Origin of the sequence: Sphingomonas pokkalii (assembly GCF_003096275.1) — a bacterium.
GTDB classification, from domain to species: domain Bacteria; phylum Pseudomonadota; class Alphaproteobacteria; order Sphingomonadales; family Sphingomonadaceae; genus Sphingomonas; species Sphingomonas pokkalii.
The window spans coordinates 982,890-1,007,708 of record NZ_QENQ01000001.1; the positions used below are offsets into that span (position 1 = coordinate 982,890).

Sequence of the window (24,819 nt, forward strand, 5' to 3'; positions counted from 1 at the left end):
GAAGGACCTGCGGGCACATGCGCATGGTCCGTCTTCGTGATGAATGATGCAAGTTGAATAGAGTCAATGTTGCCGAGATTAATAATAAGCGTAAAATGAAGATGTGGAAACGAGTCGTCGTATCCGCTGGGTGGCACCGATAAATTAAATAAACCATTCAAAAGACTCGATGGAAACGATCGGGTCTATTGTCTTTCGTTCCATCGCGACGCGTAACGGCGCGGCGAACGGAATGTTATGTCCAAAGCAGGCAGGAGAGATGCAATGACGGTATATGCGATTCAGAACCGTTGGGGCGGGGACGGAGCGCCCTGGCATGAAGGTGGCATTTTCAACATCGGCAACCGTCCGGATCAAAAGCCGATCGCATTGAAGATCGAATCCGGCGACGGCGGAACCAGCTTTTCGGGCACCATGACCTATCAGGGCGAAGACCCGATCAGCGTACGCGCGACGCTGGTGACGACGAACTGCTACCGCGTGGAAAATCATTGGGGTGGCGAGGGAGCGCCCTGGCACGAAGCCGGCCTGTTCCTGCTGGGATCACGCAACGGCCAGAATGCGGTTTATTTCGACCTCAAGTCGGATGATGGCGGCGACACCCTGAACGGCACCATGCGCTATCAGCGCGAAGGTGACATCAGCGTTAAGGGGGCGGTGCAGATCGGCGCCATCACCTATAACGCGCTCAACCATTGGAGTGGGGCGGGACATCCTTGGCATCCGGGTGGCCAATGGGTGGCAGGTAATCGCGGGCCGACCGCGCCGGTTACCGCGCTCAATGTCAAAAGCGACGACCAGGGTCGCACGCTGGCAGGAACCATGTCCTATCTGGGCGATGGTCCACTCCAATTCCGGGGCACGCTGATCGCGGCGAACACCTATAGTGTGGTGAACCGAACTTATGAGGGTGAGTCCTGGCTTCCCGGCGGCACCTGGGTGCTGGGCTGCCGCACCAACCAGAACGCCGTATTGATCGAGGCTGCCTTCGAAGCCGGGATCGAAGGCAAGATGAAATATGAGGGTGAAGGCCCGATTGGCCTCAAACTGGAACCTTCGGTGCAGATCGCATTGGCCGACGCCTGATACGCCAGCGCATCTCCGCGTGGCTCGTTGACGGTCGGCGGCTCGGAGAATGCGGCCAAACGGCATCGGGCCGGGAAACCCATCCCGGCCCGATGTTCGTTCAGCGGCTTGCGGCGTTGTATGACGCCGCTGCCGGATCAGATGTGCAGTGCCTTGCCATAGGCGCCGAGCACGGCCTCGTGCATCGTCTCGCTGATCGTCGGGTGCGGGAACACCGTTTCCATCAGCTCGGCCTCGGTCAGCTCGCCGGTCTTGCCGATCGTATAGCCCTGGATCATCTCGGTCACTTCCGCGCCGATCATGTGCGCGCCGAGCAGCTCGCCGGTCTTGGCGTCGAACACCGTCTTCACAAAGCCTTCCGGCTCGCCGAGCGCGATCGCCTTGCCGTTGCCGATGAAGGGGAAGTTGCCGACCTTCACCTCGTAGCCGGCTTCCTTGGCCTTGGCTTCGGTGAGGCCGACGCTGGCGATCTGCGGGTGGCAATAGGTGCAGCCCGGGATGTTGCGCGGGTCCATCGCGTGCGGGTGGCCGCCGTTGATCGCTTCCACCGCGATCACGCCCTCATGGCTGGCCTTGTGCGCGAGCCAAGGCGGCGCGGTGACGTCGCCGATCGCCCAGAGGCCGTCGACATTGGTGCGGCAGGCACCGTCCGTCACGATATGCCCGCGCTCGGTCTTCACGCCGAGGGTCTCGAGGCCGATATTCTCGGTGTTCGGCACGATGCCGATCGCGACGATGACGTGGCTGAATTCCTCGACGGTGACCTTGCCGTCCTTGCCCTTGATCGACGCCTTCACGCCGCCCGCCGTCACGTCGAGCTTCTCGACCCCGGTCTGGGTGAGGATGGTCATCCCCTGCTTCTTGAACGCCTTTTCCAGGTGCGCGGAGACGTCCTTGTCTTCCACCGGCACGATCCGGTCGAGCATCTCGACGATCGTCACCTTGGCGCCCATGTCGTTGTAGAAGCTGGCGAACTCCACGCCGATCGCGCCCGAGCCGATGACCAGCAGCTTGGTCGGCATCTCGGTGGGCGTCATCGCGTGGCGATAGGTCCAGATGCGCTTGCCGTCGGCCTTGGCGAAGGGCAGGTCGCGGGCGCGCGCGCCGGTGGCGACGATGATGTTCTTCGCCTCCAGATCGGTCTTCTTGCCGTCGGCGGCGGTGACGGTCAGCTTGCCCTTCGCGGTCAGCACGCCGGTGCCCATGTGCACCGCGATCTTGTTCTTCTTCATCAGGTGCGTGACGCCCTGATTGAGCTGCTTGGCAACGCCGCGCGAGCGCTTGACCACCGCATCCAGATCGGCGCTGATCTGGTTGGCGATCAGGCCGTAGTCCTTGGCGTGCTGCATATAGTGGAAGATTTCCGCCGAGCGCAGCAATGCCTTGGTGGGGATGCAGCCCCAGTTGAGGCAGATGCCGCCGAGCAGCTCGCGCTCGACAATGGCGGTCTTCAGGCCCAACTGGGCCGCCCGGATCGCCGCGACATAGCCGCCGGGGCCCGAGCCGAGAACGAGGACGTCGTAGGATTCAGCCAAGGTGTGCTTCCTTCTGCTCCCTCCCCCCTTGCGGGGGAGGGCTGGGGAGAGGGGTGCGGGCGGCGGGGCTCGACGCCCCGGCGGCCGCGGTCAGGGCCGACAGGATGGCGGTGGCGACCGCGTCCGTGTCGGCGAGGATGTCGTTGTTGTAAAAGCGCAAGATGCTGAAACCCTGCGCCTTTATCCATGCGTCGCGGGTGGCGTCGTACGCGCTGTCGATGTGCTGCGACCCGTCGGCCTCGATGATGAGCCGGGCTTCAAGGCACACGAAGTCTACGATGTAGCGGCCGAGGGACTGCTGGCGCTTCCACTTCCAGCCCGCCAGCCGCTTGGCGCGGAGGAGCGACCAGAGACGGCGTTCGGCTTCGGTCGGGTTCTTGCGCATTTCACGCGCTCTGGCGAGCGCGCGCCCTCTCCCTCCCACCGCCTGACGGCGGCGGGCCCCTCCCTCCCCCGCAAGGGGGGAGGGGGAAGAAGAAGGATTAGCGGCTGCAACACGACGCTCCCTCCCCCCTTGCGGGGGAGGGCCGGGGAGAGGGGGCAGCGAAGGGACGGGCTCGATGCCCGTTCCTTCGCTATCCATTCCCATCATCACGCAATCGCCTCCACCGGCCGCGGGCGCTTGTGCTCGTCCACCGCGACGAACACGAACTGCGCCTGCGTGACCAGGCAGCTTTCCTCGACATGCCGGCCGCGGCGCCAGGCCTGGATCTCGATGGTCATCGAGGTGCGGCCGACCTTGACCAGCTCGGCATAGACCGACACTTCGTCGCCCACCGCCACGGGAGAGTGGAACTTCATCCCCTCCACCGCGATCGTCACGGCGCGGCCGCGCGCATAGCGGGAGGCAACCAGGCCGGCGGCCATGTCCATGTGGCTCATCAGCCAGCCGCCGAAAATGTCGCCATACGGGTTGGTATCGGCCGGCATCGCCGTGACGCGGATTGCCGGCTGGCGATCGGGCGGGCCGCCCTGTTGATCAATCATCGTCCCGCGACTCCTCCGTGTGGCGCAGTTTTGCACGGTCTTCCGCATAGGCACGGCGCAAGGGGCCGATGCCCATCGCCACCACCGCCACCATCACGACATAGGCGACCAGCCAGATGTCGTGCGTGGCGCGGCGGTACGACCAGGCGGCGAGCGACGCGATGATCCACGCCGCGATCAGTCCGACCACGATATGGATCACTTCTACGAGAACGCGCACCGCCCGGCTCCGATCAGGCGATCATGCCCATCGGGGCTTCGACGAGTTCCTTGAAGACCTTCATCAACTCGGCCCCGTCGGCACCATCGATGGCGCGGTGGTCGAAGCTGCCGGTGGCGCTCATCACCGTCGCCACGCCCAGCGCGTCGTCGATGATGTACGGGCGCTTCTCGCCCGCACCGATCGCCATGATCATGCCCTGGGGCGGGTTGATCACCGCTTCGAACTGCTTGATGCCGTACATGCCCATATTGGACAGGCTGGCGGTGCCGCCCTGATATTCGTGCGGCTGCAGCTTGCCCTCGCGGGCGCGGGCGGCGAGGTCCTTCATCTCGGTCGCGATCGCCGAGACGCTCTTGTTCGCGGCGTCCTTGATGATCGGGGTGATCAGGCCGGTCGGTGTCGACACCGCGACCGACACGTCGGCGCGGCTGTACTTGATCAGCTTCTCGCCCGTGTAGGTGACGTTGCACTTCGGCGTACGCGCCAGCGCCACGCCGAGCGCCTTGATCAGCAGATCGTTGACCGACAGTTTCACGCCGCGCGCCTCGAGCGCCTTGTTGAGCTCACCGCGCAGCTTGAGCAGCGCGTCGAGGCGGATGTCGACCGTGAGGTAGATGTGGGGCACGGTCTGCTTCGACTCGGTGAGGCGACGCGCGATCGTCTTGCGGATGTTCGAGAGCTTCTCTTCCTCGTGCGGGATCGAGTCGTCGAACCAGACGGCCTTGGTCTCGGCGGGGGCGGCGGCGGGCGCAGCAGCGGTCGGCGCCGGGGCAGCGGCAGCCGGGGCGGCAGCAGGCGCAGCGCCGGGCTTGGCGCCTTCGACGTCGGCCTTGACGATGCGGCCGTTGGGGCCCGAGCCCGTCACCGTTGACAGGTCGACGCCCTTGTCGGCGGCGACGCGGCGCGCGAGCGGGCTCGCCTTGACGCGCGAACCGGCGGCAGCGGCGGGCTGGGCCGGGGCGGCGGTCGGCGCGGGCGCCGGTGCGCTGGCGGCCGGGGTCGGCGCCGGCGCAGGGGCCGGGCTCGGCGCGGGGGCGGCGCTGGCGGACGAGACGTCCTCGCCTTCGCCGGCGATCACCGCGATTACGGTGCCGACCTTAACATTGTCGGTCCCTTCGGCGACCAGGATCTTCCCGATCACGCCTTCGTCGACCGCTTCGAATTCCATCGTCGCCTTGTCGGTTTCGATCTCGGCAAGCAGGTCGCCGGATTTCACCGTGTCGCCTTCCTTGACGAGCCACTTGGCAAGCGTGCCTTCCTCCATGGTGGGAGAAAGTGCCGGCATCTTGATTTCGATTCCCATGAAGGTTCCCGTCGTTGGTCCTGGGGTGGCTGGCTTCTCCTTTGCCGCCGCCGTCCCTAGGGTCAAGCCCCGCTCTTGCGCCGGAGGTGGTACCGGTCCACCTAATCGTGGCATTACAAGGAAGGCTTCCATGCGCACCTATCTGGTGGTGATCGACGATTCGCCCGAGGCCGAGATCGCGCTGCGTTTTGCCGCGCGGCGGGCGGTGAAGACCGGCGGCAATGTCGAAATCCTGGCACTGATCCCCCCGGCCGAATTCGTCCAATGGGGCGGGGTGATGGCGACGATCGAGGAGGAAGCGCGCGAACGCGCCGAGGCGCTGGTCGCGCGGGCGGCGGGCACGCTGTTCACCGAATCGGGGCTGACCCCGTCGATCACGGTGCGCGAGGGCGACGGGCCGAAAGTCGTCCGCGAGATGCTGGCCGCCAACCCGGACGTGGCCGCGCTGGTGCTGGGCGCGGCGCCGAGCGGGGCGCCGGGCAAGCTGGTCGCCCATTTCACTGGTGCCGATGCCGGCAAGCTGGCGGTGCCGGTGATGATCATCCCCGGCTCGCTCGACATGGATGCGATCGACCGGCTGAGCTGAGTCGATTGACCCGCGCGGCCGGGCGCGTCAGCATAAGCCCATGCGCATCCTCGCTGTTTTGCCGTTCGCCCTGTTCGCAACCCCTGTCGCCGCGCAGGAGCGCCCCGATCCTGCGCGCCTGAAGGCGACCGTCGAGAAGCTGGTTAGCTTCGGCACGCGGCACACGCTGTCCGATCCCGACAACCCCACCCGCGGCATCGGTGCGGCGCGGCGCTGGTTCGGCGGCGAACTCGCCAAGATTGGCGCGGCGTGCGGCGGCTGCATCGAGACGAGCGAGGTCGCCCGCGAGTTCAAGGGCCCCCGCGCGCCGAACGGGGTGCGGATCGTCGATGTGCTGGGCATCCAGCGCGGCAGCGAGCCGAACCGCGTCGTGATCGTGATGGGGCATATCGACAGTCGCGTGTCGGACGTGATGAACGCCATTGCCGATGCGCCTGGCGCCAACGACGATGCCTCGGGCGTGGCACTGGTGCTGGAAGCGGCGCGAATCCTGTCGAAGCACAAGTTCAAGGCGACGATCGTCTATGCAGCGCTCTCCGGCGAGGAGCAGGGGCTATATGGCGGGCAATTGCTTGCCGAGACCGCCAAGGAACGCGGCTGGACCGTATCGGCGGTGCTCAACAATGATATCGTCGGCAACACGATCGGTCAGGATGGGCGCCGGGTGGCGGATCGGGTGCGGGTATTCTCCGAGGGCGCGCGCGATTCCGAGACGCTGGCCGAAGCCAAGGCGCGTCGCGCCGATGGCGGCGAGGATGACGGCCCCAGCCGCGCGCTGGCCAAGGCGATCCGCGGCATCGCGGCGGCGGATCCGAAGGGGCTCAAGGTGCTGATGGTCCGGCGCCCGGACCGTTTCGGGCGCGGCGGCGATCATTCGCCGTTCCTCGCGCTCGGCTATCCGGCAGTGCGCTTTTCGGTGGGCGTCGAGAATTACGATGCGCAGCACCAGGATCTGCGGACCGACGGCGGCAAGGTCTATGGCGACACGGTCGACCGGATGGACTTCCCCTATTTGGCCAGGGTGACGGCGCTAAACATCGCCACGCTGCGCCGCCTCGCCAGCGCGCCCGCCGTGCCGGCACCGGTGGTGATCGGCGGTGCGCTCGCCACCGATACCAGCGTGCAGTGGGCGGCCGTGCCCGGTGCGGCGAAGTACCGGGTCTATTGGCGCGACGCCGACGCCGATGGCTGGGCACGGCATCGCGACGTACCAGGCAGCCAGACCCGGGCGACGCTGAAGGGCGTGATCGTCGACGACACGTTCGTGGGCGTATCCGCGATCGCCGCGGACCGCGCCGAGAGTCTGGTCGGCTTCGGTGGCCGCGCGGCACCCGGCCGCTGATACCCCAAATACGAACAATTGAACCCGAGCGCGCGAACGTTCATAGGAGCGCCGTGCGGGGGCGTACAAAAAACAGTAAGGTCGCGTAACGATGCTCGCAACCCATGCCGCCATTGACGATCCCGCTACCCTGCTGGTGGTGGATGATGACCGTGATATTCGCCTGCTCCTCGCCAACAGCCTGGGCGCGCGGGGATATCGGGTGGAAACCGCGTCGAATGCGCGCGACATGGATCAGATTCTCGAAACCACCTCGGTCGATCTGGTGATCCTGGACGTGATGATGCCCGGCGAGGATGGGCTGTCCGCCTGCCGCCGGATCGCCACGCCGGACGGCCCCGACGTGATCCTGCTCAGCGCGCTGGGCGAGGAGCAGGATCGGATCCTCGGCCTCGAAGTCGGTGCCAGCCATTATCTGTCCAAACCGTGCAGCCCGCGCGAAATCCTGGCCACGGTGCGCGCCGCGTTGCGTAAGCGCGGTGCAGCGCCGACTCCGCCCAGCGGCGATCTTTACAGCTTCGAAGGATGGCGAATCGACCTGGGCAGCCACGAGCTGTTCGATCCGCAGGGCGTGCTGGTGGGCCTGACCGACGGCGAGTTCGCCGTACTGCGCGTCTTTATCGAACGTCCGCGCCGGGTGCTTTCGCGGGAAGCGCTGCTGGCGGCGGCACGCGGGCCCGATTCGGATGCCTATGATCGCGCGATCGACGTGCAGGTGAGCCGCCTGCGCCGCAAGCTGCGCGCCGGGGGGGATGAGATTATTCGAACGGTGCGCAACGAGGGCTATCTCTTCGTGCCGCGCGTTCTGCGCGCATGAGCAAGGGGACGACGGCGCGATCGCCGTTGTTCCTGCGGATCTTCCTGCGGATGCTGGCGTGCGTCGGCGTCGTCCAGCTGCTCAATCTGGGGCTGTTGTTCGCCATCCAGCTGCCGCGGGCGAAGCTATACACCGTTGGCCACGTCGCCCAGGCGATGCGCCATCCGGACGCGCCGTCGGCCGGGTTCAGCGTGTATCTCGTCGCCGACGTGCATCCGCAGCCCTGGAATCCCCGGATCGAGCGCACCCAACTGGCGCTCGCCACCGCGCTGGGGGTTGCGCCCGAACGCGTGGTTTTCCGTTTTCCGCCGGGCTTTCTCCAGCGCGAGCCGACCTATGATCGATCGAGCGTGCCGCGCACGCCGCCGCTGGCGAGCCGCGCGGCGGCGCAGGATGTGGTGATCGCAGGCCCGTTCGAGGCTTCGCTGCGCCTGCCCAACGGAGGCTGGCGGACGGTTTCCACCCGGGAAGGGGTGGAGCCATGGCGGCTGCTCATCCTGGCCTGGCTCGTCCTGTCCGCCGTCGCGGTTGCGCCGTTTGCCTGGGCCCTGGCGCAGCGCTTTGCCCGGCCGATCGGTGCGTTTGCGGCGGCGGCGGACCGGCTGGGGCGCGATCCCCGCGCGCCGCCGATCGAGCTCGACGGGCCGGCCGAGATCGCCGAGGCCGCCCGCGCCTTCAACGACATGCAGGCCCGGTTGAATCGGTATGTCGACGATCGCGCGACAATGATCGCCGCCGTCGCGCACGATATGCGCACGCCGCTGATGCGGCTCGGCCTGCGCATCGAGGATGCGGAACCCGGCATCCGCGCCGCCTGCGAAGGCGATATCCGCGAGATGCAGGCCATGCTTTCCGCGGTGATGGCCTATGTGCGCGAAACCAGCCGGATCGGGATGCGCCGAACGCTGGACCTGCGCTCGCTGGCCGAGACGGTGGTGGACGAGGCGACCGATCGTGGCGCGAAAGTAACACTGGCTGCCGGCGATCCGCTGGTGATCGAAGGTGATCCAATCGCGCTGAAGGCGATGGTCGCCAACCTTGTCGGCAACGCCGTGAAATATGCGGGTACCGCCGAAGTGGCACTGCGGGACGGCAGCGAGGCGGTGATCACCGTCGCCGATCGTGGCCCCGGCATTCCCAGCGAGGATGTGGAGCGCGTGTTCGATCCCTTTTTCCGGGGGGAACGATCCCGCAACCGGGATACGGGTGGGATGGGTCTTGGCCTGGCGAGCGCGCGGGCCACGGCGCGGGCCCATGGCGGTGACATCGAACTGGAAAATCGCCCCGGTGGCGGCCTGATCGCCATCGTGACCCTGCCGCGCTGAGCGGAGCAGGGCCCCGATCTACGACCTCGACTTGCTGGTTCGCCCCCAACTTTGTTGATAACGCTACCGAATGTACGGCGGACAAGCGCCGCGACGATGAGGGAGCAGGATCATGGGGACGCGACGCGACGTGCTCGGCGGGATCGGCGCCGGGGTCTTGGCCATGCTCGGCGGATCGACGGCGCAGGCAGCGCCCAAGCGCAAGCTCGGCTATGCGGTGGTCGGCCTCGGCTATTACGCCACCAGGCAGATCATGCCCAACCTCAAGGATTGCGAGTTCGCCGAGCTCAAGGCGCTGGTGAGCGGCACCCCCGCCAAGCTCGAGAAATACGGCGCCGAGTACGGCATTCCCAAGTCTCACTGGTATGATTACCAGAATTACGACCGGATCCGCGACAATCCGGACATCGACATCGTCTATGTCGTGCTGCCCAATGCCATGCACGCCGAATATTCGATCCGCGCCTCCCAGGCCGGTAAGCATGTGCTGTGCGAAAAGCCGATGGCGGTCTCGGTCGCCGAATGCCAGGCGATGATCGCCGCCGCCAAGAAGGCCGGCAAGAAGCTGATGATCGGCTATCGCTGCCATTTCGAGCCGTACAACCTCAAGGCGATCGAGGCGGTGAAGTCCGGCGCGCTGGGCAAGCCGACGCTGATCTTCGCGGAACACGGCTTCTATGCCTCGCCCAACCAGTGGCGGCTCGACAAGGCGCTGTCGGGCGGCGGGTCGATGATGGACATCGGCATCTACAGCCTCAACGCCGCCCGCTATCTCTCCGGCGAGGAGCCGGTTGAGGTCAGCGCGATGGAAGTTACCGATCGCAGCGACCCGCGCTTCAAGACCGTGGAGGACCGCATCGACTGGCAGTTCCGCTTCCCCAGCGGGCTGATCGCCGATTGCGTGTCGAGCTACAGTTCGAACCACAATCATTACCGCGTCACCGGCCGGAAGGGCTGGGTCGAGCTGGAACCCGCCACCAATTATGAGGGGCAGGAGATGTGGACCCGGCTCGACGGCAAGCGCGAGCAGGTGGTGCTGCCCAAGCCGGCCAAGAACCAGTTCGTCCGCCAGCTCGATCACTTGCCCGAATGCATCATGAGCGGGCGCGAGCCGATCGTCTCGGGCGAGGAAGGCCTACGCGACATGCGGCTGATCGAGGCGGTCTACCGCGCGGCCCGCGAGCATCGCGCCATAACCCTTGCATGAAGAACGGACGCATGAATCGACGGGAAATATTGGCGGCGGGCGCGATGCTCGCCGCTTCTGCCTGGACGCCGCTCGCCCGCGCCGCCCGGCCGCTGGGTGCCGACCACCGCGCGCGGATCCAGGCGCTGCTCGGGCAGATGACGCTCGCCGAAAAGGTCGGGCAGATGAACCAGATCGCGGGCGGGCGGCAGAAATCGCTCAACTCGAAGCTCGACGCGGCGATGCTCGACCGGGTGCGCAAGGGCGAGATGGGCTCGTTCCTCCATGTCGCCGGGGCCGAGCCGTTGCGCGACCTGCAGCGCGTCGCAGTGGAGGAATCGCGACTCAAGATCCCGCTGCTGTTCGCGATGGACGTGATCCATGGCTATCGCACCATCCTGCCGGTGCCGCTGGCGCTGGCGGCGAGCTGGGACCCGAAGGTGGCCGAACAGGCCGCGCGCATCGCGGCGGAAGAGGCCTGGGCGGCGGGGCTGCACTGGACCTTTACCCCGATGGTCGACGTCGCGCGCGATCCCCGCTGGGGCCGGGTGGTCGAGGGCGCGGGCGAGGACGCCTATCTGGGCTCCCGCATCGCCGAGGCGCAGGTCGCCGGCTTCCAGGGCGCGGATCTGGGCAAGGGCATGCGGATGATGGCCTGCGCCAAGCATTTCGTCGGCTATGGCGCAGCGGAAGGCGGGCGCGACTATGACAGCGCCGAGGTGGGGCCGCGCACGCTCAACGAAGTCTATCTGCCGCCCTTCCATGCCGCGGCGCGGGCGGGGGCGGGCAGCTTCATGACCGCGTTCAACGCGCTCGACGGCGTGCCGATGACCGCCAATGCCGAGCTCGTCCGTGGCTTCCTGCGCGCCCGGTGGCAGTATCAGGGGCTGGTGGTGAGCGACTGGAACGCGATCCGTGAGCTGGTCAACCACGGCATTGCCGCCGATGCGCGCGAAGCTGCCGTGCTGGCGCTCAAGGCCGGCGTCGACATGGACATGGCGAGCGGCAGCTACGCCACCTACCTCGCCGAAGCCGCGACGGCGGACGCTTCGCTGGTACCGCTTATCGACGAGGCGGTGGGCCGCATCCTCGCCGCCAAGGCGCGGCTGGGGCTGTTCGACGATCCCTATGGCTTCGGCGATTCGGCGCGCGACAAGGCCCCGCTGCGACGGACCGAGGCGCGCGATCTCGCGAAACGATCCGTGGTGCTGCTGCGCAACGAGGGCGCGGTGCTGCCGCTAAAGCCGGGCGCGAAGCTCGCGCTGATCGGCGCGCTGGCGGACGACGCCTCTTCGGCGATTGGGTCATGGCGCGCGCGGGGGCAGGCGACCGACGCGGTGACGCTCAAGGTGGCGCTGGCAGGTGCCGACTATCAGCCGGGCACCGATGTCGCGGCAGCCGTCGAGACCGCCAAGCGGGCGGACGTGGTGCTCGTCGCGATTGGCGAGGATTTCAATCGCACCGGCGAGGCGCGCAGCTATGCGGACATCGGCCTGCCCGACGGCCAGGCGGCGCTGCTGGAGGCGCTAAAGGGCACCGGCAAGCCGATCGTCGTGATCCTGATGGGCGGCCGCCCGCTGGCGCTCGAACGCGAGCTGACCGGCGTGCCCGCCGTGCTGCAGACTTGGCTGCTCGGCATCGAGAGCGGGCCCGCGATCGCGGAAATCCTCACCGGCAAGGCATCCCCCGGTGGTCGCCTGCCGATCGGCATGCCGCGCCGGACGGGCCAGTCGCCCCAGAGCTACGCCCATCTGCCCACCGGTCGCCCGGCCAATTCGGATCTCGCGGTGGACAGCGCACGCTATCACGATACCGATATCGGCCCGCTTTTCGCCTTCGGCCATGGCCTCACCTATGGCGAGATCGCCTATGGCCCGCTGACGCTGAGCGGCGAGACCGTCGCCCCCGGCGGCCGCATCACCGCCTCGGTCCAGGTCACCAATCGCGGCACCATGGCGGTGGAGGAAGTGGTGCAGCTCTACGCCAACGATCCCGTCGCCTCGGTCTCGCGACCGGTGGCGGAACTGCGCGGCTTTGCCCGCGTGGCCCTCAAGCCGGGGCAGAGCCGAATTGCGCGCTTCACCCTAACGCCCGAGCAATTCGCCTTCTGGCGCGACGGCAAGTGGATCATCGAGGCGGGCGATATCCGGTTGATGGCCGGCGCTTCCTCGGCCGACCTGAAGAGCGACGCCAGGTTCCGGATCACGGCCGGCACGGAGGGGCAGGCGCCCGCCGCCTCGCTCGCCACCAAGGTGGAGGTCGCGTGATGGGCGAGCCCTGGCATACGCTGCTCATCGTCACCGGCAGCATCGCTGCGGTCATCCTGCTGGTTCTGCGCCTCAAGCTCCAGCCCTTCGTTGCGCTGCTGCTGGTGGCACTGGCGACCGGCCTGGTCTTCGGCAACGATCCGCAGGCGGTTATCGCGGCGATCAAGAAAGGCACGGGCGAGGCGCTCGGCTCGGTCGCGGTGGTGATCGGGCTTGGCGCGGTACTCGGCGGGATGCTCGAAGCCTCGGGCGGCGTGCAGGCGATCGCGCGGCGGCTGCTCGACCTGTTCGGGCAGAAGCGCGTCCCCTGGGCGCTGACCGCGATCGGCATCATCATCGGCGTGCCGCTTTTCTTCGACGTCGCCTTCATCATCCTGGCACCCCTGCTCACCACGCTGGCGGTGCGGGCGGAGCGGCGCGTCACCTATTTCGCGCTGCCGCTGCTCGCGGGCCTGATGACGATGCACGCGCTGCTGCCGCCGCATCCGGGGCCCGTCGCGGTCGCCGAGCTGCTCCACACCGATTATGGGCGGATGGCGCTGTACGGCCTGATCTGCGGTATCCCCTCGGCGATCCTTGCCGGCCCCGTGTTCGCCAAGCTGGCGCATGGCGCGCCCGGCTATGGCGCGATCGGGGCGCCGCCGATGCTCGACGAGGGCGCGCCGCAGACCAATGCGGTGGGCTTCGGCCCGGCGCTCGCTGCGATGCTGCTGCCGCTGGCGCTGATCCTGATCGGCACGGTGGCGAGCGAGACGATGGCGCCGGGGCTGGCGCGCTCGACACTCGTCTTTCTCGGCCATCCCTTCACCGCGCTGATCCTCGCGGTGCTGGGCGCGATGGCGTGGCTGCGCTTCGTGGCGGGGGCGGGGTTCGAAACGCTCTCGAAGATCAGCACCCGCGCGCTGGAGCCTGCCGGCCTGATGGTGCTGATCATCGGCGCGGGCGCGGCCTATAAGGAAGTGCTGATCGACTCGGGCGCGGGCAAGCAGATCACCATGGCCGTGCAGGCGGCGCAGGTGTCGATTCCCGTCTTCGCCTTCCTGCTCTCCGCCTTCGTCCGCATCGCGCAAGGGTCGGCGACGGTGTCGATGGTCACCGCGGCGGGGCTCGCCGCGCCGCTGATCACCGCAGCCGGGCTGGGGCCCGACCGGATCGCGCTCGTCACCGTGGCGATCGGATCGGGCGCGACCATCGCCTCCCATGTCAACGACACCGGCTTCTGGCTGGTGAAGCAATATCTCGGCCTCACCGAAGCGCAGACCTTTCGCAGCTGGACCATCGGTGCCACCATCGCGGGACTGACCAGTTTCGCTATGGCGCTGCTGCTGTGGCCGTTCGTCTGAGGGGATGCTGACCATGTTCGCTACCACCCGCCGCACCCTGTTGGGCGGCCTTGCCGCGCTGCCGTTGCTGCCGGGCATTGCATATGCGGCGGGCGAGGGAACGATCACCCGGCTCGATCCCGAACTGGACGCGCTGCTCGACGTCGAATCGCCGCTCGAAGCGATCGCCAGCGGCATCCAATGGGCCGAGGGGCCGGTATGGATCCGCGACGGGGCGGTGACCGGCGGCGCTTCGGGCGGGGCGAGCGCGTTCGACCGGAGCTATCTGCTGTTCTCCGACGTGCCGGCGAACATCGCCTATCGCTGGGACGGCAAGGAGACCAAGCCGTTCCTCGTGCCCTCCGGCCTTGCCGGGCCGATCCCCAAGGGCGTGCGCGAGGCGGGATCGAACGGCATGATCCAGGGTCGCAAGGGCGAGCTGCTGATGGCCGACAGCGGTACCCGCGCCATCGCCGCGGTCGATCTGGAGACAAAGGAAAAGACGATCCTTGCCGGCCGATATCAGGGCAAGCGCTTCAACAGCTGCAACGATCTGGTGCAGGCGAAGAACGGCGCGATCTATTTCACCGATCCGCCCTATGGCTTCACGGAGGGCGACCAGTCGCCGCTCAAGGAACTGCCGTTCAACGGCGTCTACCGTCTCGACACCAACGGCACGGTGCACCTGATCGAATCGAAGCTGACGCGGCCGAACGGCATCGGCCTCTCGCCGGACCAGCGGACGCTCTACGTCTCGGTGTCCGACGATGTCGCACCGTACACCTGGGCCTACAGCCTCGGCGACGACGGGCTGGCGACGGGACGGAAGATCTTCCTCGATCACCGTGCGGGCACGGCGGCCGGCCTGCAGGGCCATGCCGACGGGATGAAGGTGGCGGCGAGCGGGCATCTCTATGCCAGCGGCCCCGGCGGCATCCATGTCGTGGCGCCGGACGGGCGGCGGCTGGGGCTGATCTCCACCGGCAAGAAGGCGGCGAATTGCTGCTTCGGCGAGGACGGCAGGACGCTGTTCATCACCTCCAGCGACGAGGTGTTCCGCCTGCGCCTGCGCGCCTCCGGCTGGTAAGCGGGCACGCGCAGGCGTAGAGCCGGCGCCATGTCCACGCCCGATCCGATCCCCGCCGCAACCGTCGTGGTGATGCGCGATGTGCCGGGCGGGCTCCCGGAAATTCTGATGGTCGAACGCTCGCGCGCGATGGCGTTTGCCGGTGGTGCGCTGGTGTTTCCCGGCGGACGCATCGATCCGGGCGATCATCTTCTGACCGACAGCCATTCCGATGCCGCCGCCCGGGTCGCGGCGATTCGCGAGACGATCGAGGAGGCAGGCCTCGCGATCGGGCTGGACTGTGCGGGCGATGCCCTCGCTGCGCTGCGGGCCGAACTTCATGCCGGCACGCCATTCGTCCAACTGCTTGCCGAGGCGGGGCTGGCGCTCGACCTCGAGGCGCTGGTGCCGTTCGCGCGCTGGCTGCCCTATGGCCTGCCGCATCGCGTGTTCGACACGCGCTTCTACCTCGCCCGCGCCCCCGAGGGCGCCGCACCGCAGGTCGACGGCAGCGAGAATGTCCGGCTGTGCTGGATAAGCGCGCAGCGTGCGCTGGACCTTGCCGATCGCGGTCAGGCAATGCTGATCTATCCTACCCGCCGTAATCTGGAACGGTTGGCGCAGTTCGACGGTTTCGAATCGGCCATGGCCCATGCCCGCCGCTTTCCCATCGAGCCGATCACGCCGTTCGTCGAGTTCCGTGGCGGCGTCGACTGGCTGTGCATCCCGGAAGGGCTCGGTTACCCCGTCACCGCCGAGCGGATGGATCGGGCGATACGCGCGTGAAGGCGCTGAAGCAGACGGTGTGGATCGTCCTGCTGTTCGCGGCGATCGCGGGCGGCGCGTTGCTGATGCTGATGCTGGCGCGGAGTCGCCCGCAGGATGTGCCATGGACGCCGCTGGATCTCGCCCAGCCGATCGGTGCCTTTACCGGCCGCAAGATCGCCGGACTGGGCGGGGATTTCGGCCAATGCCAGGCGCTGCTCGCCCGGGCCGGCATCCGCTACGAGACGCTCGCGCCGGTCTTGCGGCAGGGGGAATGCGGCTATGCCAACGGCGTCCGGCTGACGAGCGGCGGAGCGCAGACGATCGGCTTCAGCCCGGCGCCGCTGGGTACCGCCTGTCCGGTGGCGGTGGGTCTGGTGTTGTGGGAATGGAACATCGTGCAGCCCGCAGCGCAGAAGCATTTCGGCTCCCGCGTCGTGCGGATCGAGCATTTCGGCAGCTATTCGTGCCGCCGAATGTATGGCCGCAGCAGCGGCGACTGGAGTGAACATGCCCGCGCCAACGCCGTCGACATTGCCGCCTTCGTGCTGGCGGATGGGCGCCGGATCAGCGTGCTGAACGATTGGAAAGGGGAGGGGGAGAAGCCGGCCTTTCTGCACGCGGTTCGCGACGGTGCCTGCCGGCTGTTTTCCACGGTGCTGTCGCCCGACTATAACGCCGCCCATCGCGACCACCTCCATCTCGACCAGGCTGCACGTGGCGAGATGGGGTGGCGGGCCTGCCGCTGAGCGGGGCTCAGCGGCGGCCGGGTTCAGTTGGGCAGGGCGTTGGTGTCGATCTTCTCGACCCATTGCGGGAAGAAGCTTGGCTGGCGGTTCGACCAGCCCGAGGCGGTTGCCGCGGCTTCGCTGATCGACTGCAGCAGCTTGCGGCGCAGATCCGGGTGGAGGTGCGGCAGCGCCGAGGCCGAGCAGAACGCCGCCGGTAGCCAGGGGCGGACTTCCGCGCCGAGCAGCCGCTCGTAAAGGAAGCGATAGGACGAGAAGCTGGTCAGCCGACCTTGGCCGAGATCGAAGGCGGAAAGCGTCACCAGCGGCGCCATGAACGGCTCGATGGTATTTAGGTCGCTGTCGTTGGGCAGCATGGCGCGGATACTGGCAAGGCGCTCATACACACGGGCCTGTGCGCGGATGCTGGCGGCTTCCACCACATCGCGCGACCAGCGCGACAGTGCGTCGTCCCGCTCCAGGCCCACGTCGAGCGACCGGCGCACATAACGCTGGGTGCCGGCGGCGAAGCCTGCGAATTCCTTCATTTCGGCCAATGTCATCGCACCTTCGGCCGGCTTCGCTCTTGCAGCCATTTCGATACCTCCGCTCGGTTCCTTTTGTCCCGTGGCAAGGATCATGCTCCGCACTGGTTAACGCAGAACTTAATGACCCCCTCCGTATCCCCACGAACTCCGTATCTGCACGAGCATTGGAACCCAAAATCTGCCGCGATGCAACACAGGGTTGCTGCGAATGGCAACGACTAGGGAAATATCCTTATGGTCATGATATTTAAAGATATTTTTCCTGATAGGGGTTTTGCGGTGCCAAAATGGGCAATCGTATCCACGCGGCAGGGCAACGCGGCCTCGCTCTTGGTTCCGCCGGTTCATCAACGGTTCAGCGCACCTCGTCGGTGCATTACAACGGTTCGTCGGATCGGTGGGCCGCAGGGCTGTACGGACGTCCTATAGTTTGGCTAGCAACCCTCAACCACTTCCTTTCCTGACCGGGGGGTCCAAAGATGTTCACTCGTATCGCAGCGCGTTTCGCGCTGATGGCCGCGTGCGCCCTGATGACTGTCGTACCCGCCCAGGCGAAGGGCACCTTCTGGCAGTGCGTCACGTTCGCGCGCCAGGCGTCGGGCGTCGAGCTCCGCGGCAATGCTTGGACCTGGTGGAACCAGGCCGAGGGCCGCTACCAGCGCGGTGAAACCCCCAAGATCGGTGCGGTCATGTCGTTCCAGCGCACTGCACGGATGCCGATGGGCCATGTCGCGATGGTTTCGGAAGTGATCAGCTCCCGTGAAGTGCTGCTTACCCACGCCAACTGGTCGCGCCCCGGCGCCGTCGAGCGCGATGTTCGCGCGATCGACGTTTCGGCCAATGGAGACTGGAGCGAAGTGCGGGTTTGGTACGGCCCGGTCGCCGGCCTGGGCACGTCGGTCTATCCGGTCAACGGCTTCATCTACCCGGACGCGGCACCCACCACCGACTGGGCGAATGTGCAGGTCGCCTCGCTGTCGCTGCCGACCCTGGTCGCGGTCAACTGATCGGTTTCATCCGCGCGGGGTGAAGCGCAGCGCGACCCCGTTCATGCAATAGCGCTTGCCGGTCGGCTTCGGGCCATCGTCGAAGACATGGCCGAGATGGCCGCCGCAGCGGCGGCAAAGCACTTCGATGCGTTCCATTCCCAGGCTCCGATCGCTGCGGGTCACCACCGCGTTCCTGAGTGGGGCATAGAAGCTTGGCCAGCCGGTGCCGCTATCGAACTTGGTTGCCGAATCGAACAGCGGCAGCGCGCACCCGGCACAGCCGAAGATACCCTTGCGATGTTCCTTGTTGAGCGCGCTGGTGAAGGGATATTCGGTGCCACCGTTGCGCAGCACGTTATAGGCGGCAGGGGTCAGGCGCTTTTTCCATTCGGCGGTGCTCAGCTTGAACGGAAAGTCGGGAAGCGGCGCAGCGGGGGCGCTGCTGCAGGCGAACAGCGGCAGCGCGATGGCACCGGACCCTGCGGCGGCGAGCAACTGGCGGCGATCGATCAGCATGGCGAACCTCGTCGGAAATGGACCTTGATATAGGTTCGATCCGCCCGGTCGAAAGGATGCAGCGCCGCGCGAAATTCCCCGGTGGATTCAGGCAGGGGCCTTGCGGCGCCGCTTCGGCCCTGCGGATTTCAGCACGCCCCGTCGGAACAGCCGTGCCGCGATCGTGAGCGTGATCCCAACCCATAGCGCCTGCCAGACAAAGGCGAGCAGGTGCGGCCACAATGCCGGTATCGTCGCTGCCCGCGCCGCCATCGTCATCGGCGAGCTGAACGGGACGATCGCCGCCACCGCCGCCACCTGGCTCTGCGGGTTGCCGGCCGCATAGGAAGCGAGGCCGAACATCGCGAACTGGAAGATGGTGATCGGCAGCGACAGCATCTGGATCTCGCGCTGGGTGGAGGCGAGCGAGCCCACGCCCAGGAAGACCGCGCTCTGCAGCAGATACGACATCACGAAATAGCCGATGAACAGCAGCGGGAAGAGCGGCCCCACCGCAACCCCGAGGTTGGAGACGAAGCCGGCGACATCGGGTGGCAGCAGCCGCGGCAGATTGACGAGCAGGGTTCCCCAGAAGCCGACGAAGAGCAAAGCCGATCCGAACGCGCCCAGCAGCTTGCCGAAGAACACGCTTTCCAGCGGCACGGCGGCTGCCAGCACTTCGATCACCTTGTTCGATCGCTCTTCCGCCATCGCGCCTACCGCCTGGCCGGATAGCATCAGCGTCAGGAAGAAAATGCCGAGGGTAGCGAAATAGGCGGACTGGCCCTTGCCGCTTTCGCTGGGCACTTCGCGCCCGACGGTTTCGAAGCGCGGTGTGCTGGTGACGGCATCGCCGGCGCGTTCGGCCCGCAGCAGCTGGGCGGCGAGCACTGCGAGATAGCGGCCCTCCGCCTTCGCGCCGACGCGCCGCACAATGGTGGGCCGCTCCATCGGGCCATAGAGGATAGCCGTCGGTTCGATTGCCGCATCGTCGAACAGCGCCCGCGCCTGGCGCGCCGAATCGCCGTTCGCCCTATCGACTTGCAGCTTCGGTCGCACATCGTCGCGCGTGAAGACGCGGCGCAGTTCACGGTCGATGCGAACGATCCGTTCGCGCTGTGCATCGGGTGCGATGACGATGAGCCGCTGGCGCGCTTCGCCGCTGCTGGCGGCGCTGGTCGCGCTCATACTGCCGATCACGCCAAAGCTGATCATCAGCAACGGGCTGAGCAGAAACAGGAGGAAGGTGGGCGTCATCACCGTCGCGGTGATGTCGCGCCGGGCGATCGTCAGTGCCTGGCGCAGGAAGCGGGCGGTGCTCATGCGTCGGCCTCCGTCTGGGCATCGGCCAGGGCATCGGCGCCGACGATGCGGACAAAGGCATCGTGCAGCCCCGGTCGCTCGATCGAGAGGCCGGAAATGCCGTGTCCCGCCTCGATCAGCTGCACAAGCAGCGATTCGATGCCGTCTTCCGGTACGGTGAAGCGCCAGGCGCCCTTTTCATGCAGCGCATCCGGCGGCAGCATCGCCGCGATTTCCGGCGCATCCTGGCGAGGCGTGTACTGTGCCCGCGCGGGCAGCAAGGCGCGGGCCGCATCCACGGTCCCTTCGAACCGCACGGTGCCGCCGGCAATGATCGAGATGTGCTCGCACAGCCGCTCGGCATGGGCCATCACATGGGTGGAGAACAGGACGGTGGCGCCGCGATCGCGCTCGGCGCGGATCAACTGTTCGAGCCGTTCCTGGTTGACGGGGTCCAGGCCCGAAAAGGGTTCGTCCAGCACCAGCAGATCGGGTGCGTGCACCACCGATCCCAGTAGCTGGACCAGCTGTGCCATGCCCTTGGAGAGTTTGCGGATCTTGTCGTCGGCGGCGTGGCCGAGCCCGGCCGAGTCGAGCAGGTCGCGCGCCCGTTTCCGTCCGACCGACCAGGGCAGGCCGCGCAACGCGCCCATGAAGGCGATCGCCTCCCGGCATTTCATGTTGGGATAGAGGCCGCGCTCTTCGGGAAGGTAGCCGACGCGATCGCTCATATCGCGCGGGCTGGCGCTGCCAAGCAGCGTCCGCTCGCCTTCATCCGGTTCGATGATGCCCAGCAGCATCCGCAGGCTGGTGGTCTTGCCAGCACCATTGGGGCCGAGCACGCCGTAAATCTGCCCGCGCGGCACGGCGATGTCGACTCCGTTCACGGCGATCCGCTCGCCGAAGCGCTTGACGAGCCCGGAAGCGCTGACGGCCAGATCGCGCATTTTCGCCTCCCCCATGAATTGCCACTCGTGGTAGCGGGGGCCGGTGCGACAAGACAAGCCCATCGAAGCGCGGCTGAAGGCCAAGGCGGCGGAAATCGGTTTTGCGGCCTGCGGCATCGCCGATGCGGACGCGGCGCCGCGGACCGCCGAACGGCTGCGTGCGTGGCTGGACGACGGCGCCCATGGCGACATGCTGTGGATGGAGGAGCGCGCCGAACAGCGCGGCAGCCCCCGCGGGCTGTGGCCCGACGTGCGATCGGTGATCGCGCTGGGCATGAGCTATGCGCCCGCCGCTGATCCGCTGGCACTGGCGCACGAGGGCGAGGTGGGGCGCATCTCCGTCTATGCCCAGGGTGCCGACTATCATGATGTCGTCAAGCGGCGTCTGAAGGAACTGGCGCGCTGGCTGGTCGAAGCCGCGCCGGGGGCGGACGTGAAGGTGTTCGTCGATACCGCACCGGTAATGGAAAAGCCGCTATCGGAGGCGGCCGGGCTAGGCTGGCAGGGCAAGCATACCAATCTGGTGAGCCGCAGCCATGGCAGCTGGCTGTTCCTGGGGGCGATCTATACCACGCTGGCCTTGTCGCCCGACGGCCCCGGCAGGGGCGGCTGCGGCAGCTGTGATGCGTGCCAGACGGTATGCCCGACCGATGCGTTCCCGGCCCCGTATCGTATCGATGCCCGGCGCTGCATTTCCTATCTCACGATCGAGAACAAGGGTCCGATCCCGCGCGAATTCCGTGCCGGCATCGGCAACCGCATCTATGGCTGCGACGATTGCCTTGCGGTGTGCCCGTGGAACAAGTTCGCGGCTGCGGCGCAGGCGAACCTGGCCTTCCACCCCCGCGCCGAGCTGACCGTGCCCTATCTGGCGGACCTGCTGGCGCTGGACGACGCAAGCTTCCGCCAGGTGTTCGCCGGATCGCCGATCAAGCGGATCGGGCGTGACCGGATGCTGCGCAATTGCCTGATCGCGGCGGGAAATAGCGGCAGTGCCGCGCTGGTGGCGCGGGTCGCAACCCTGCTCGACGATCCGGCTGGGGTGGTGCGCGGCGCGGCGGTATGGGCGTTGTCACAGCTGGATCCGGCGCGGTGGGCTGCCGAGCGTGCCGGTCGGATGGTCGGCGAGTCCGATCCGGACGTGCTGGCAGAGTGGTGCTGAGGCGGCCTGTGCTTGCTCCCGTGGCGTGCGCCGCTATCACCGGCTGGCCAAGAACATAGGGGAGGATCCATGGCCAGTCTGTTCCGTCTCAAACCCATCCATGCTGCGGCGGAGCAGCCGCATGGGCACCAGCTCGCCCGCACGCTCAGCTGGTATCATCTGGTCGCGCTGGGGGTCGGTGCGATCGTGGGCACGGGCATCCTCACCCTGATCGGCGTCGGCGTGGACCGGGCGGGGCCCGCCGTGATCCTGTCCTTCGTCGTCGCGGGGGCGATCTGTGCCTGCGCCGCGCTCGCCTATGCCGAACTCGCGACCAGCATCCCCGCCTCGGGAAGCGCCTATACCTACAGCTATGTGGCGCTGGGCGAGATCGTCGCCTGGGTGGTCGGCTGGAGCCTGCTCGCCGAATACACGCTGGTGGTCGCCACCGTCGCGGTCGGCTGGTCGGGCTATGCCACGCCCTTCCTGCTCGGCCTGGGCGTGCCGCCCGAGCTGACCCATGGGCCGCAGATGGTCGCGGGCCAGGTCGCCGCCTGGGGCGTCAACGTCCCCGCGCTCTTCGTCGTCTGGCTGGTCGCCGGGCTGCTGATCCTCGGCACCCGTGAGAGCGCCACGCTCAACGCGATCCTCGTCGTTGTGAAGCTGGTTGCGCTCGCCGTGTTCGTCGCGGTCGCGCTGCCTTATTTCGACGCCGCCAACTTCGATCCCTTCGCGCCCTTCGGCTATGCCAAGCATGCCAGCGGCGGGGTGGAGCGCGGCATGATGGCGGCCGCCGCGATCATCTTCTTCGCCTTTTACGGTTTCGACGCGATCTCCACGGCCGCCGAGGAGGCCCGGAATCCCGGCCGCGACCTGGCGATCGGCATCGTCGGATCGATGGTCGCCTGCGTCGCCATCTACATGATCGTGGCGCTCACCGCGGTAGGTGCGCTCCACTATTCCCGCTTCGCCGACAGTCCCGAGCCGCTGGCGCTGATCCTGCGCGAGATCGGCCAGCCCGGCGTCGCCAAGTTCCTGGCGCTCAGCGCCATCGTCGCGCTGCCCACCGTCATCCTCGGCTTCCTGTTCGGGCAGAGCCGCATCTTCTTCGTGATGGCGCGCGACGGGCTGCTGCCCAAGAGCCTCGCCAAGGTCTCGCGCCGAGGCTCGCCGGTCCGGATCACGCTGTTCACCGCCGCGATCGTGAGCTTCTTCGCTGCCTTCCTGCCGATCGACGAGATCGCCGCCCTCGCCAATGCCGGGACGCTCACGGCCTTCGCAGCGGTGGGCCTGTGCCTGCTGGTGCTGCGCCGCCGCGCGCCCGAGCTTGCCCGCCCGTTCCGCACCCCGGCCGCATGGGTCGTCGGCCTCGGCGCGATCTTCGGCTGCCTCTACCTCTTCCTCAGCCTGCCGACCAAGACGCAACTGTGGTTCGGCTGCTGGAACCTCTTGGGTCTGGTGGTCTATTTCGCCTATGCCCGCCGCAACGCAGCAAAGGGTGACGCATGAGCGGTTGGACGATCGGAATCATCGGCGGTTCGGGCCTGTACGATGTCGAGGGCATCGAAGGCGGCGAATGGGTGGAGGTGGCGAGCCCCTGGGGCCAGCCGTCCGACGCCTGCTTCGTCGGGCATGTCGGCCATGTAAAGGTGGCGTTCCTGCCGCGCCACGGGCGTGGGCACCGCATCAGCCCCTCGGACCTCAATGTGCGCGCCAATATCGACGTGCTGAAGCGGCTGGGCGTTACCGATGTGCTCGCGGTATCCTCGGTCGGCTCGCTGGCCGAGGAACGCGCGCCCGGCACCTTCACCATCGCCGATCAGTTCATCGATCGTACCAAGGGCCGCCCCTCCAGCTTCTTTGGCACCGGCCTGGTCGCGCATGTCTCGATGGCCGATCCGGTCTGCCCGCGCCTCTCCGCACTCGCGGCCGAGGCGGCGCAGGCGGCGGGTGCCACGACGCATGTCGGCGGCACCTATCTGGCGATGGAAGGCCCGCAATTCTCGACGCGGGCCGAGAGCAATCTCTATCGCAGCTGGGGTTGCGACATCATCGGCATGACCGCGATGCCGGAGGCCAAGCTCGCCCGCGAGGCCGAGCTGCCCTATGCGCTGGTCGGCATGGTGACGGACTATGACTGCTGGCGCGAAGGCGAGGAGGCCGTCGACGTGGCGCAGGTGATCGCCCAGCTTTCGAACAATGCCGAAAAGGCGCGGCGGATGGTGATGCACCTGCTCCGCGCCTTGCCGGAGGAACGAGCGCCGAGCCCGATCGATACCTGCCTCGATACCGCGCTGATCACCGCGCCCTCCGCGCGCGATCCGGAGCTGCTGGCGAAGCTCGACGCCGTTGCCGGCCGGGTGCTCGGCTGATGCGGGGCGCACTGCTCGCAGCCGCTGCGCTGCTCGCCGCCGCCCCCGCCCTGGCGCAGGAAGCGCCGGTCGATCGCTCGCAGGACCTGGCTTGGCAGAGCGCCCAGTCGCTCGCGCTGGCCACCCGCAGTTCGGTGCAGGGCTGGCGCGTGCTGGAAGGCGGCCTGCGCTGGCGCCGGGTGAAGGGCGACGGATCGGGCGCGCATCCCGCTGTCACCGACATGGTGACGCTGCACTATGCGGGCACCTTCGTCGACGGCACCGAGTTCGACAGTTCCTATGGTGGTCCGCCCGCCAGCTTCCCGCTCGATCGGCTGATCCGTGCCTGGCAGATCGCGGTGCCGCTGATGGGCGTGGGCGACACGATCGAAATCGCGGTGCCGGCCGAACTTGGCTATGGCTTCCGCGGCAAGGGCCCGATCCCCGGCGGCGCGACGCTGCTGTTCAAGATCGAGCTGCTGGGTATCGGCGGCGCCTGACGCGAAAC

At 67.3% G+C, this 24,819-nt stretch carries 25 protein-coding genes; 16 read left to right on the forward strand and 9 right to left on the reverse strand.

Going from position 1 to position 24,819, the window contains the following annotated elements:
* The first annotated feature begins 264 nt into the window (after nucleotides 1–264).
* Complete coding sequence (locus DD559_RS04510; RefSeq protein ID WP_116468130.1) at nucleotides 265–1,086, forward strand: lectin OAA family protein; 822 nt, start codon at nucleotides 265–267, stop codon at nucleotides 1,084–1,086.
* Nucleotides 1,087–1,223: 137 nt separating this feature from the next.
* On the opposite strand, the gene lpdA is transcribed toward DD559_RS04510, so the two are convergent.
* From lpdA to DD559_RS04535, 5 genes are all read right to left on the reverse strand, one after another.
* Nucleotides 1,224–2,621: a dihydrolipoyl dehydrogenase gene (gene lpdA, locus DD559_RS04515; RefSeq protein ID WP_116468131.1), complete on the reverse strand. Its 1,398-nt coding sequence runs from the start codon at nucleotides 2,619–2,621 to the stop codon at nucleotides 1,224–1,226.
* Nucleotides 2,614–3,006, reverse strand: a complete 393-nt coding sequence (locus tag DD559_RS04520; protein WP_240610121.1) for an endonuclease domain-containing protein — start codon at nucleotides 3,004–3,006, stop codon at nucleotides 2,614–2,616. The genes lpdA and DD559_RS04520 overlap by 8 nt, the downstream gene beginning before the upstream one ends.
* Before the next feature lie 206 nt (nucleotides 3,007–3,212).
* Nucleotides 3,213–3,608, reverse strand: coding sequence for an acyl-CoA thioesterase (locus tag DD559_RS04525; RefSeq protein ID WP_116468132.1), 396 nt, complete (start codon nucleotides 3,606–3,608; stop codon nucleotides 3,213–3,215).
* Nucleotides 3,601–3,828 carry a hypothetical protein gene (locus DD559_RS04530; protein WP_116468133.1) on the reverse strand — a complete coding sequence of 76 codons (228 nt, stop codon included), beginning with the start codon at nucleotides 3,826–3,828 and terminating at the stop codon, nucleotides 3,601–3,603. Before DD559_RS04530 ends, DD559_RS04525 begins: the two co-directional genes overlap by 8 nt.
* Before the next feature lie 13 nt (nucleotides 3,829–3,841).
* Complete coding sequence (locus DD559_RS04535) at nucleotides 3,842–5,134, reverse strand: pyruvate dehydrogenase complex dihydrolipoamide acetyltransferase (protein ID WP_116468134.1); 1,293 nt, start codon at nucleotides 5,132–5,134, stop codon at nucleotides 3,842–3,844.
* Nucleotides 5,135–5,264: 130 nt separating this feature from the next.
* On the opposite strand from DD559_RS04535, the gene DD559_RS04540 reads away from it, so the two are divergent.
* The 10 genes from DD559_RS04540 (at nucleotide 5,265) to DD559_RS04585 (ending at nucleotide 16,559) form a co-directional block, all read left to right on the forward strand.
* Nucleotides 5,265–5,720 (forward strand): universal stress protein, encoded by a 456-nt coding sequence (locus tag DD559_RS04540; RefSeq protein ID WP_116468135.1) that lies wholly within the window; start codon nucleotides 5,265–5,267, stop codon nucleotides 5,718–5,720.
* 40 nt (nucleotides 5,721–5,760) lie between these two features.
* Nucleotides 5,761–7,062, forward strand: a complete 1,302-nt coding sequence (locus tag DD559_RS04545; protein WP_116468136.1) for a M28 family metallopeptidase — start codon at nucleotides 5,761–5,763, stop codon at nucleotides 7,060–7,062.
* 91 nt (nucleotides 7,063–7,153) lie between these two features.
* Nucleotides 7,154–7,879, forward strand: a complete 726-nt coding sequence (locus DD559_RS04550) for a response regulator (RefSeq protein ID WP_116468137.1) — start codon at nucleotides 7,154–7,156, stop codon at nucleotides 7,877–7,879.
* Complete coding sequence (locus tag DD559_RS04555; protein WP_116468138.1) at nucleotides 7,876–9,204, forward strand: ATP-binding protein; 1,329 nt, start codon at nucleotides 7,876–7,878, stop codon at nucleotides 9,202–9,204. The genes DD559_RS04550 and DD559_RS04555 overlap by 4 nt, the downstream gene beginning before the upstream one ends.
* 112 nt (nucleotides 9,205–9,316) lie before the next feature.
* A complete protein-coding gene (locus DD559_RS04560; RefSeq protein WP_116468139.1) occupies nucleotides 9,317–10,411 on the forward strand; it encodes a Gfo/Idh/MocA family protein in 1,095 nt (364 codons plus the stop codon).
* Between the two features lie 11 nt (nucleotides 10,412–10,422).
* Complete coding sequence (locus DD559_RS04565) at nucleotides 10,423–12,657, forward strand: glycoside hydrolase family 3 N-terminal domain-containing protein (RefSeq protein ID WP_116470715.1); 2,235 nt, start codon at nucleotides 10,423–10,425, stop codon at nucleotides 12,655–12,657.
* Entirely contained in the window at nucleotides 12,657–14,000 is a 1,344-nt protein-coding gene (locus DD559_RS04570) for a GntT/GntP/DsdX family permease (RefSeq protein ID WP_116468140.1), read from the forward strand. Before DD559_RS04565 ends, DD559_RS04570 begins: the two co-directional genes overlap by 1 nt.
* A gap of 13 nt (nucleotides 14,001–14,013) precedes the next feature.
* Nucleotides 14,014–15,066 (forward strand): SMP-30/gluconolactonase/LRE family protein, encoded by a 1,053-nt coding sequence (locus DD559_RS04575; protein WP_116470716.1) that lies wholly within the window; start codon nucleotides 14,014–14,016, stop codon nucleotides 15,064–15,066.
* 30 nt (nucleotides 15,067–15,096) lie between these two features.
* A complete protein-coding gene (locus DD559_RS04580; protein ID WP_116468141.1) occupies nucleotides 15,097–15,831 on the forward strand; it encodes an NUDIX hydrolase in 735 nt (244 codons plus the stop codon).
* Nucleotides 15,828–16,559, forward strand: coding sequence for an extensin-like domain-containing protein (locus DD559_RS04585; protein ID WP_438270372.1), 732 nt, complete (start codon nucleotides 15,828–15,830; stop codon nucleotides 16,557–16,559). Before DD559_RS04580 ends, DD559_RS04585 begins: the two co-directional genes overlap by 4 nt.
* Nucleotides 16,560–16,582: 23 nt before the next feature.
* On the opposite strand, the gene DD559_RS04590 is transcribed toward DD559_RS04585, so the two are convergent.
* On the reverse strand, nucleotides 16,583–17,134 hold the full coding sequence (locus tag DD559_RS04590) for a hypothetical protein (RefSeq protein ID WP_116470718.1): 552 nt from the start codon (nucleotides 17,132–17,134) through the stop codon (nucleotides 16,583–16,585).
* 431 nt (nucleotides 17,135–17,565) lie between these two features.
* On the opposite strand from DD559_RS04590, the gene DD559_RS04595 reads away from it, so the two are divergent.
* The gene (locus DD559_RS04595) at nucleotides 17,566–18,093 is read left to right on the forward strand and encodes a CHAP domain-containing protein (RefSeq protein WP_116468142.1); all 528 of its coding nucleotides are present in this window, start codon (nucleotides 17,566–17,568) and stop codon (nucleotides 18,091–18,093) included.
* Between the two features lie 6 nt (nucleotides 18,094–18,099).
* Here DD559_RS04595 and msrB read toward each other — a convergent pair whose 3' ends face one another.
* The 3 genes from msrB to DD559_RS04610 all read right to left on the reverse strand — a co-directional run bounded on the left by msrB (nucleotide 18,100) and on the right by DD559_RS04610 (nucleotide 20,819).
* On the reverse strand, nucleotides 18,100–18,591 hold the full coding sequence (gene msrB, locus DD559_RS04600) for a peptide-methionine (R)-S-oxide reductase MsrB (RefSeq protein ID WP_116468143.1): 492 nt from the start codon (nucleotides 18,589–18,591) through the stop codon (nucleotides 18,100–18,102).
* 87 nt (nucleotides 18,592–18,678) lie between these two features.
* Nucleotides 18,679–19,893 carry an ABC transporter permease gene (locus DD559_RS04605; RefSeq protein ID WP_116468144.1) on the reverse strand — a complete coding sequence of 405 codons (1,215 nt, stop codon included), beginning with the start codon at nucleotides 19,891–19,893 and terminating at the stop codon, nucleotides 18,679–18,681.
* Nucleotides 19,890–20,819: an ABC transporter ATP-binding protein gene (locus DD559_RS04610; RefSeq protein ID WP_116468145.1), complete on the reverse strand. Its 930-nt coding sequence runs from the start codon at nucleotides 20,817–20,819 to the stop codon at nucleotides 19,890–19,892. The genes DD559_RS04605 and DD559_RS04610 overlap by 4 nt, the downstream gene beginning before the upstream one ends.
* A gap of 43 nt (nucleotides 20,820–20,862) precedes the next feature.
* On the opposite strand from DD559_RS04610, the gene queG reads away from it, so the two are divergent.
* The 4 genes from queG (at nucleotide 20,863) to DD559_RS04630 (ending at nucleotide 24,811) form a co-directional block, all read left to right on the forward strand.
* On the forward strand, nucleotides 20,863–21,981 hold the full coding sequence (queG, locus tag DD559_RS04615; RefSeq protein ID WP_116468146.1) for a tRNA epoxyqueuosine(34) reductase QueG: 1,119 nt from the start codon (nucleotides 20,863–20,865) through the stop codon (nucleotides 21,979–21,981).
* 69 nt (nucleotides 21,982–22,050) lie between these two features.
* Nucleotides 22,051–23,469 carry an amino acid permease gene (locus tag DD559_RS04620; RefSeq protein ID WP_116468147.1) on the forward strand — a complete coding sequence of 473 codons (1,419 nt, stop codon included), beginning with the start codon at nucleotides 22,051–22,053 and terminating at the stop codon, nucleotides 23,467–23,469.
* On the forward strand, nucleotides 23,466–24,332 hold the full coding sequence (locus DD559_RS04625; RefSeq protein ID WP_116468148.1) for an S-methyl-5'-thioadenosine phosphorylase: 867 nt from the start codon (nucleotides 23,466–23,468) through the stop codon (nucleotides 24,330–24,332). Before DD559_RS04620 ends, DD559_RS04625 begins: the two co-directional genes overlap by 4 nt.
* Nucleotides 24,332–24,811: an FKBP-type peptidyl-prolyl cis-trans isomerase gene (locus DD559_RS04630; protein WP_116468149.1), complete on the forward strand. Its 480-nt coding sequence runs from the start codon at nucleotides 24,332–24,334 to the stop codon at nucleotides 24,809–24,811. The genes DD559_RS04625 and DD559_RS04630 overlap by 1 nt, the downstream gene beginning before the upstream one ends.
* The last annotated feature ends 8 nt before the right edge of the window (nucleotides 24,812–24,819 follow it).

Coding starts and splice junctions, on each gene's coding strand:
- DD559_RS04510 (WP_116468130.1), top strand. CDS start 265: ATGACGGTATATGCGATTCAGAACCGTTGGGGCGGGGACGGAGCGCCC.
- DD559_RS04520 (WP_240610121.1), bottom strand. CDS start 3,006: ATGCGCAAGAACCCGACCGAAGCCGAACGCCGTCTCTGGTCGCTCCTC.
- DD559_RS04525 (WP_116468132.1), bottom strand. CDS start 3,608: ATGATTGATCAACAGGGCGGCCCGCCCGATCGCCAGCCGGCAATCCGC.
- DD559_RS04535 (WP_116468134.1), bottom strand. CDS start 5,134: ATGGGAATCGAAATCAAGATGCCGGCACTTTCTCCCACCATGGAGGAA.
- DD559_RS04540 (WP_116468135.1), top strand. CDS start 5,265: ATGCGCACCTATCTGGTGGTGATCGACGATTCGCCCGAGGCCGAGATC.
- DD559_RS04545 (WP_116468136.1), top strand. CDS start 5,761: ATGCGCATCCTCGCTGTTTTGCCGTTCGCCCTGTTCGCAACCCCTGTC.
- DD559_RS04550 (WP_116468137.1), top strand. CDS start 7,154: ATGCTCGCAACCCATGCCGCCATTGACGATCCCGCTACCCTGCTGGTG.
- DD559_RS04555 (WP_116468138.1), top strand. CDS start 7,876: ATGAGCAAGGGGACGACGGCGCGATCGCCGTTGTTCCTGCGGATCTTC.
- DD559_RS04560 (WP_116468139.1), top strand. CDS start 9,317: ATGGGGACGCGACGCGACGTGCTCGGCGGGATCGGCGCCGGGGTCTTG.
- DD559_RS04565 (WP_116470715.1), top strand. CDS start 10,423: ATGAATCGACGGGAAATATTGGCGGCGGGCGCGATGCTCGCCGCTTCT.
- DD559_RS04570 (WP_116468140.1), top strand. CDS start 12,657: ATGGGCGAGCCCTGGCATACGCTGCTCATCGTCACCGGCAGCATCGCT.
- DD559_RS04575 (WP_116470716.1), top strand. CDS start 14,014: ATGTTCGCTACCACCCGCCGCACCCTGTTGGGCGGCCTTGCCGCGCTG.
- DD559_RS04580 (WP_116468141.1), top strand. CDS start 15,097: ATGTCCACGCCCGATCCGATCCCCGCCGCAACCGTCGTGGTGATGCGC.
- DD559_RS04590 (WP_116470718.1), bottom strand. CDS start 17,134: ATGGCTGCAAGAGCGAAGCCGGCCGAAGGTGCGATGACATTGGCCGAA.
- DD559_RS04595 (WP_116468142.1), top strand. CDS start 17,566: ATGTTCACTCGTATCGCAGCGCGTTTCGCGCTGATGGCCGCGTGCGCC.
- msrB (WP_116468143.1), bottom strand. CDS start 18,591: ATGCTGATCGATCGCCGCCAGTTGCTCGCCGCCGCAGGGTCCGGTGCC.
- DD559_RS04605 (WP_116468144.1), bottom strand. CDS start 19,893: ATGAGCACCGCCCGCTTCCTGCGCCAGGCACTGACGATCGCCCGGCGC.
- DD559_RS04610 (WP_116468145.1), bottom strand. CDS start 20,819: ATGCGCGATCTGGCCGTCAGCGCTTCCGGGCTCGTCAAGCGCTTCGGC.
- DD559_RS04620 (WP_116468147.1), top strand. CDS start 22,051: ATGGCCAGTCTGTTCCGTCTCAAACCCATCCATGCTGCGGCGGAGCAG.
- DD559_RS04625 (WP_116468148.1), top strand. CDS start 23,466: ATGAGCGGTTGGACGATCGGAATCATCGGCGGTTCGGGCCTGTACGAT.
- DD559_RS04630 (WP_116468149.1), top strand. CDS start 24,332: ATGCGGGGCGCACTGCTCGCAGCCGCTGCGCTGCTCGCCGCCGCCCCC.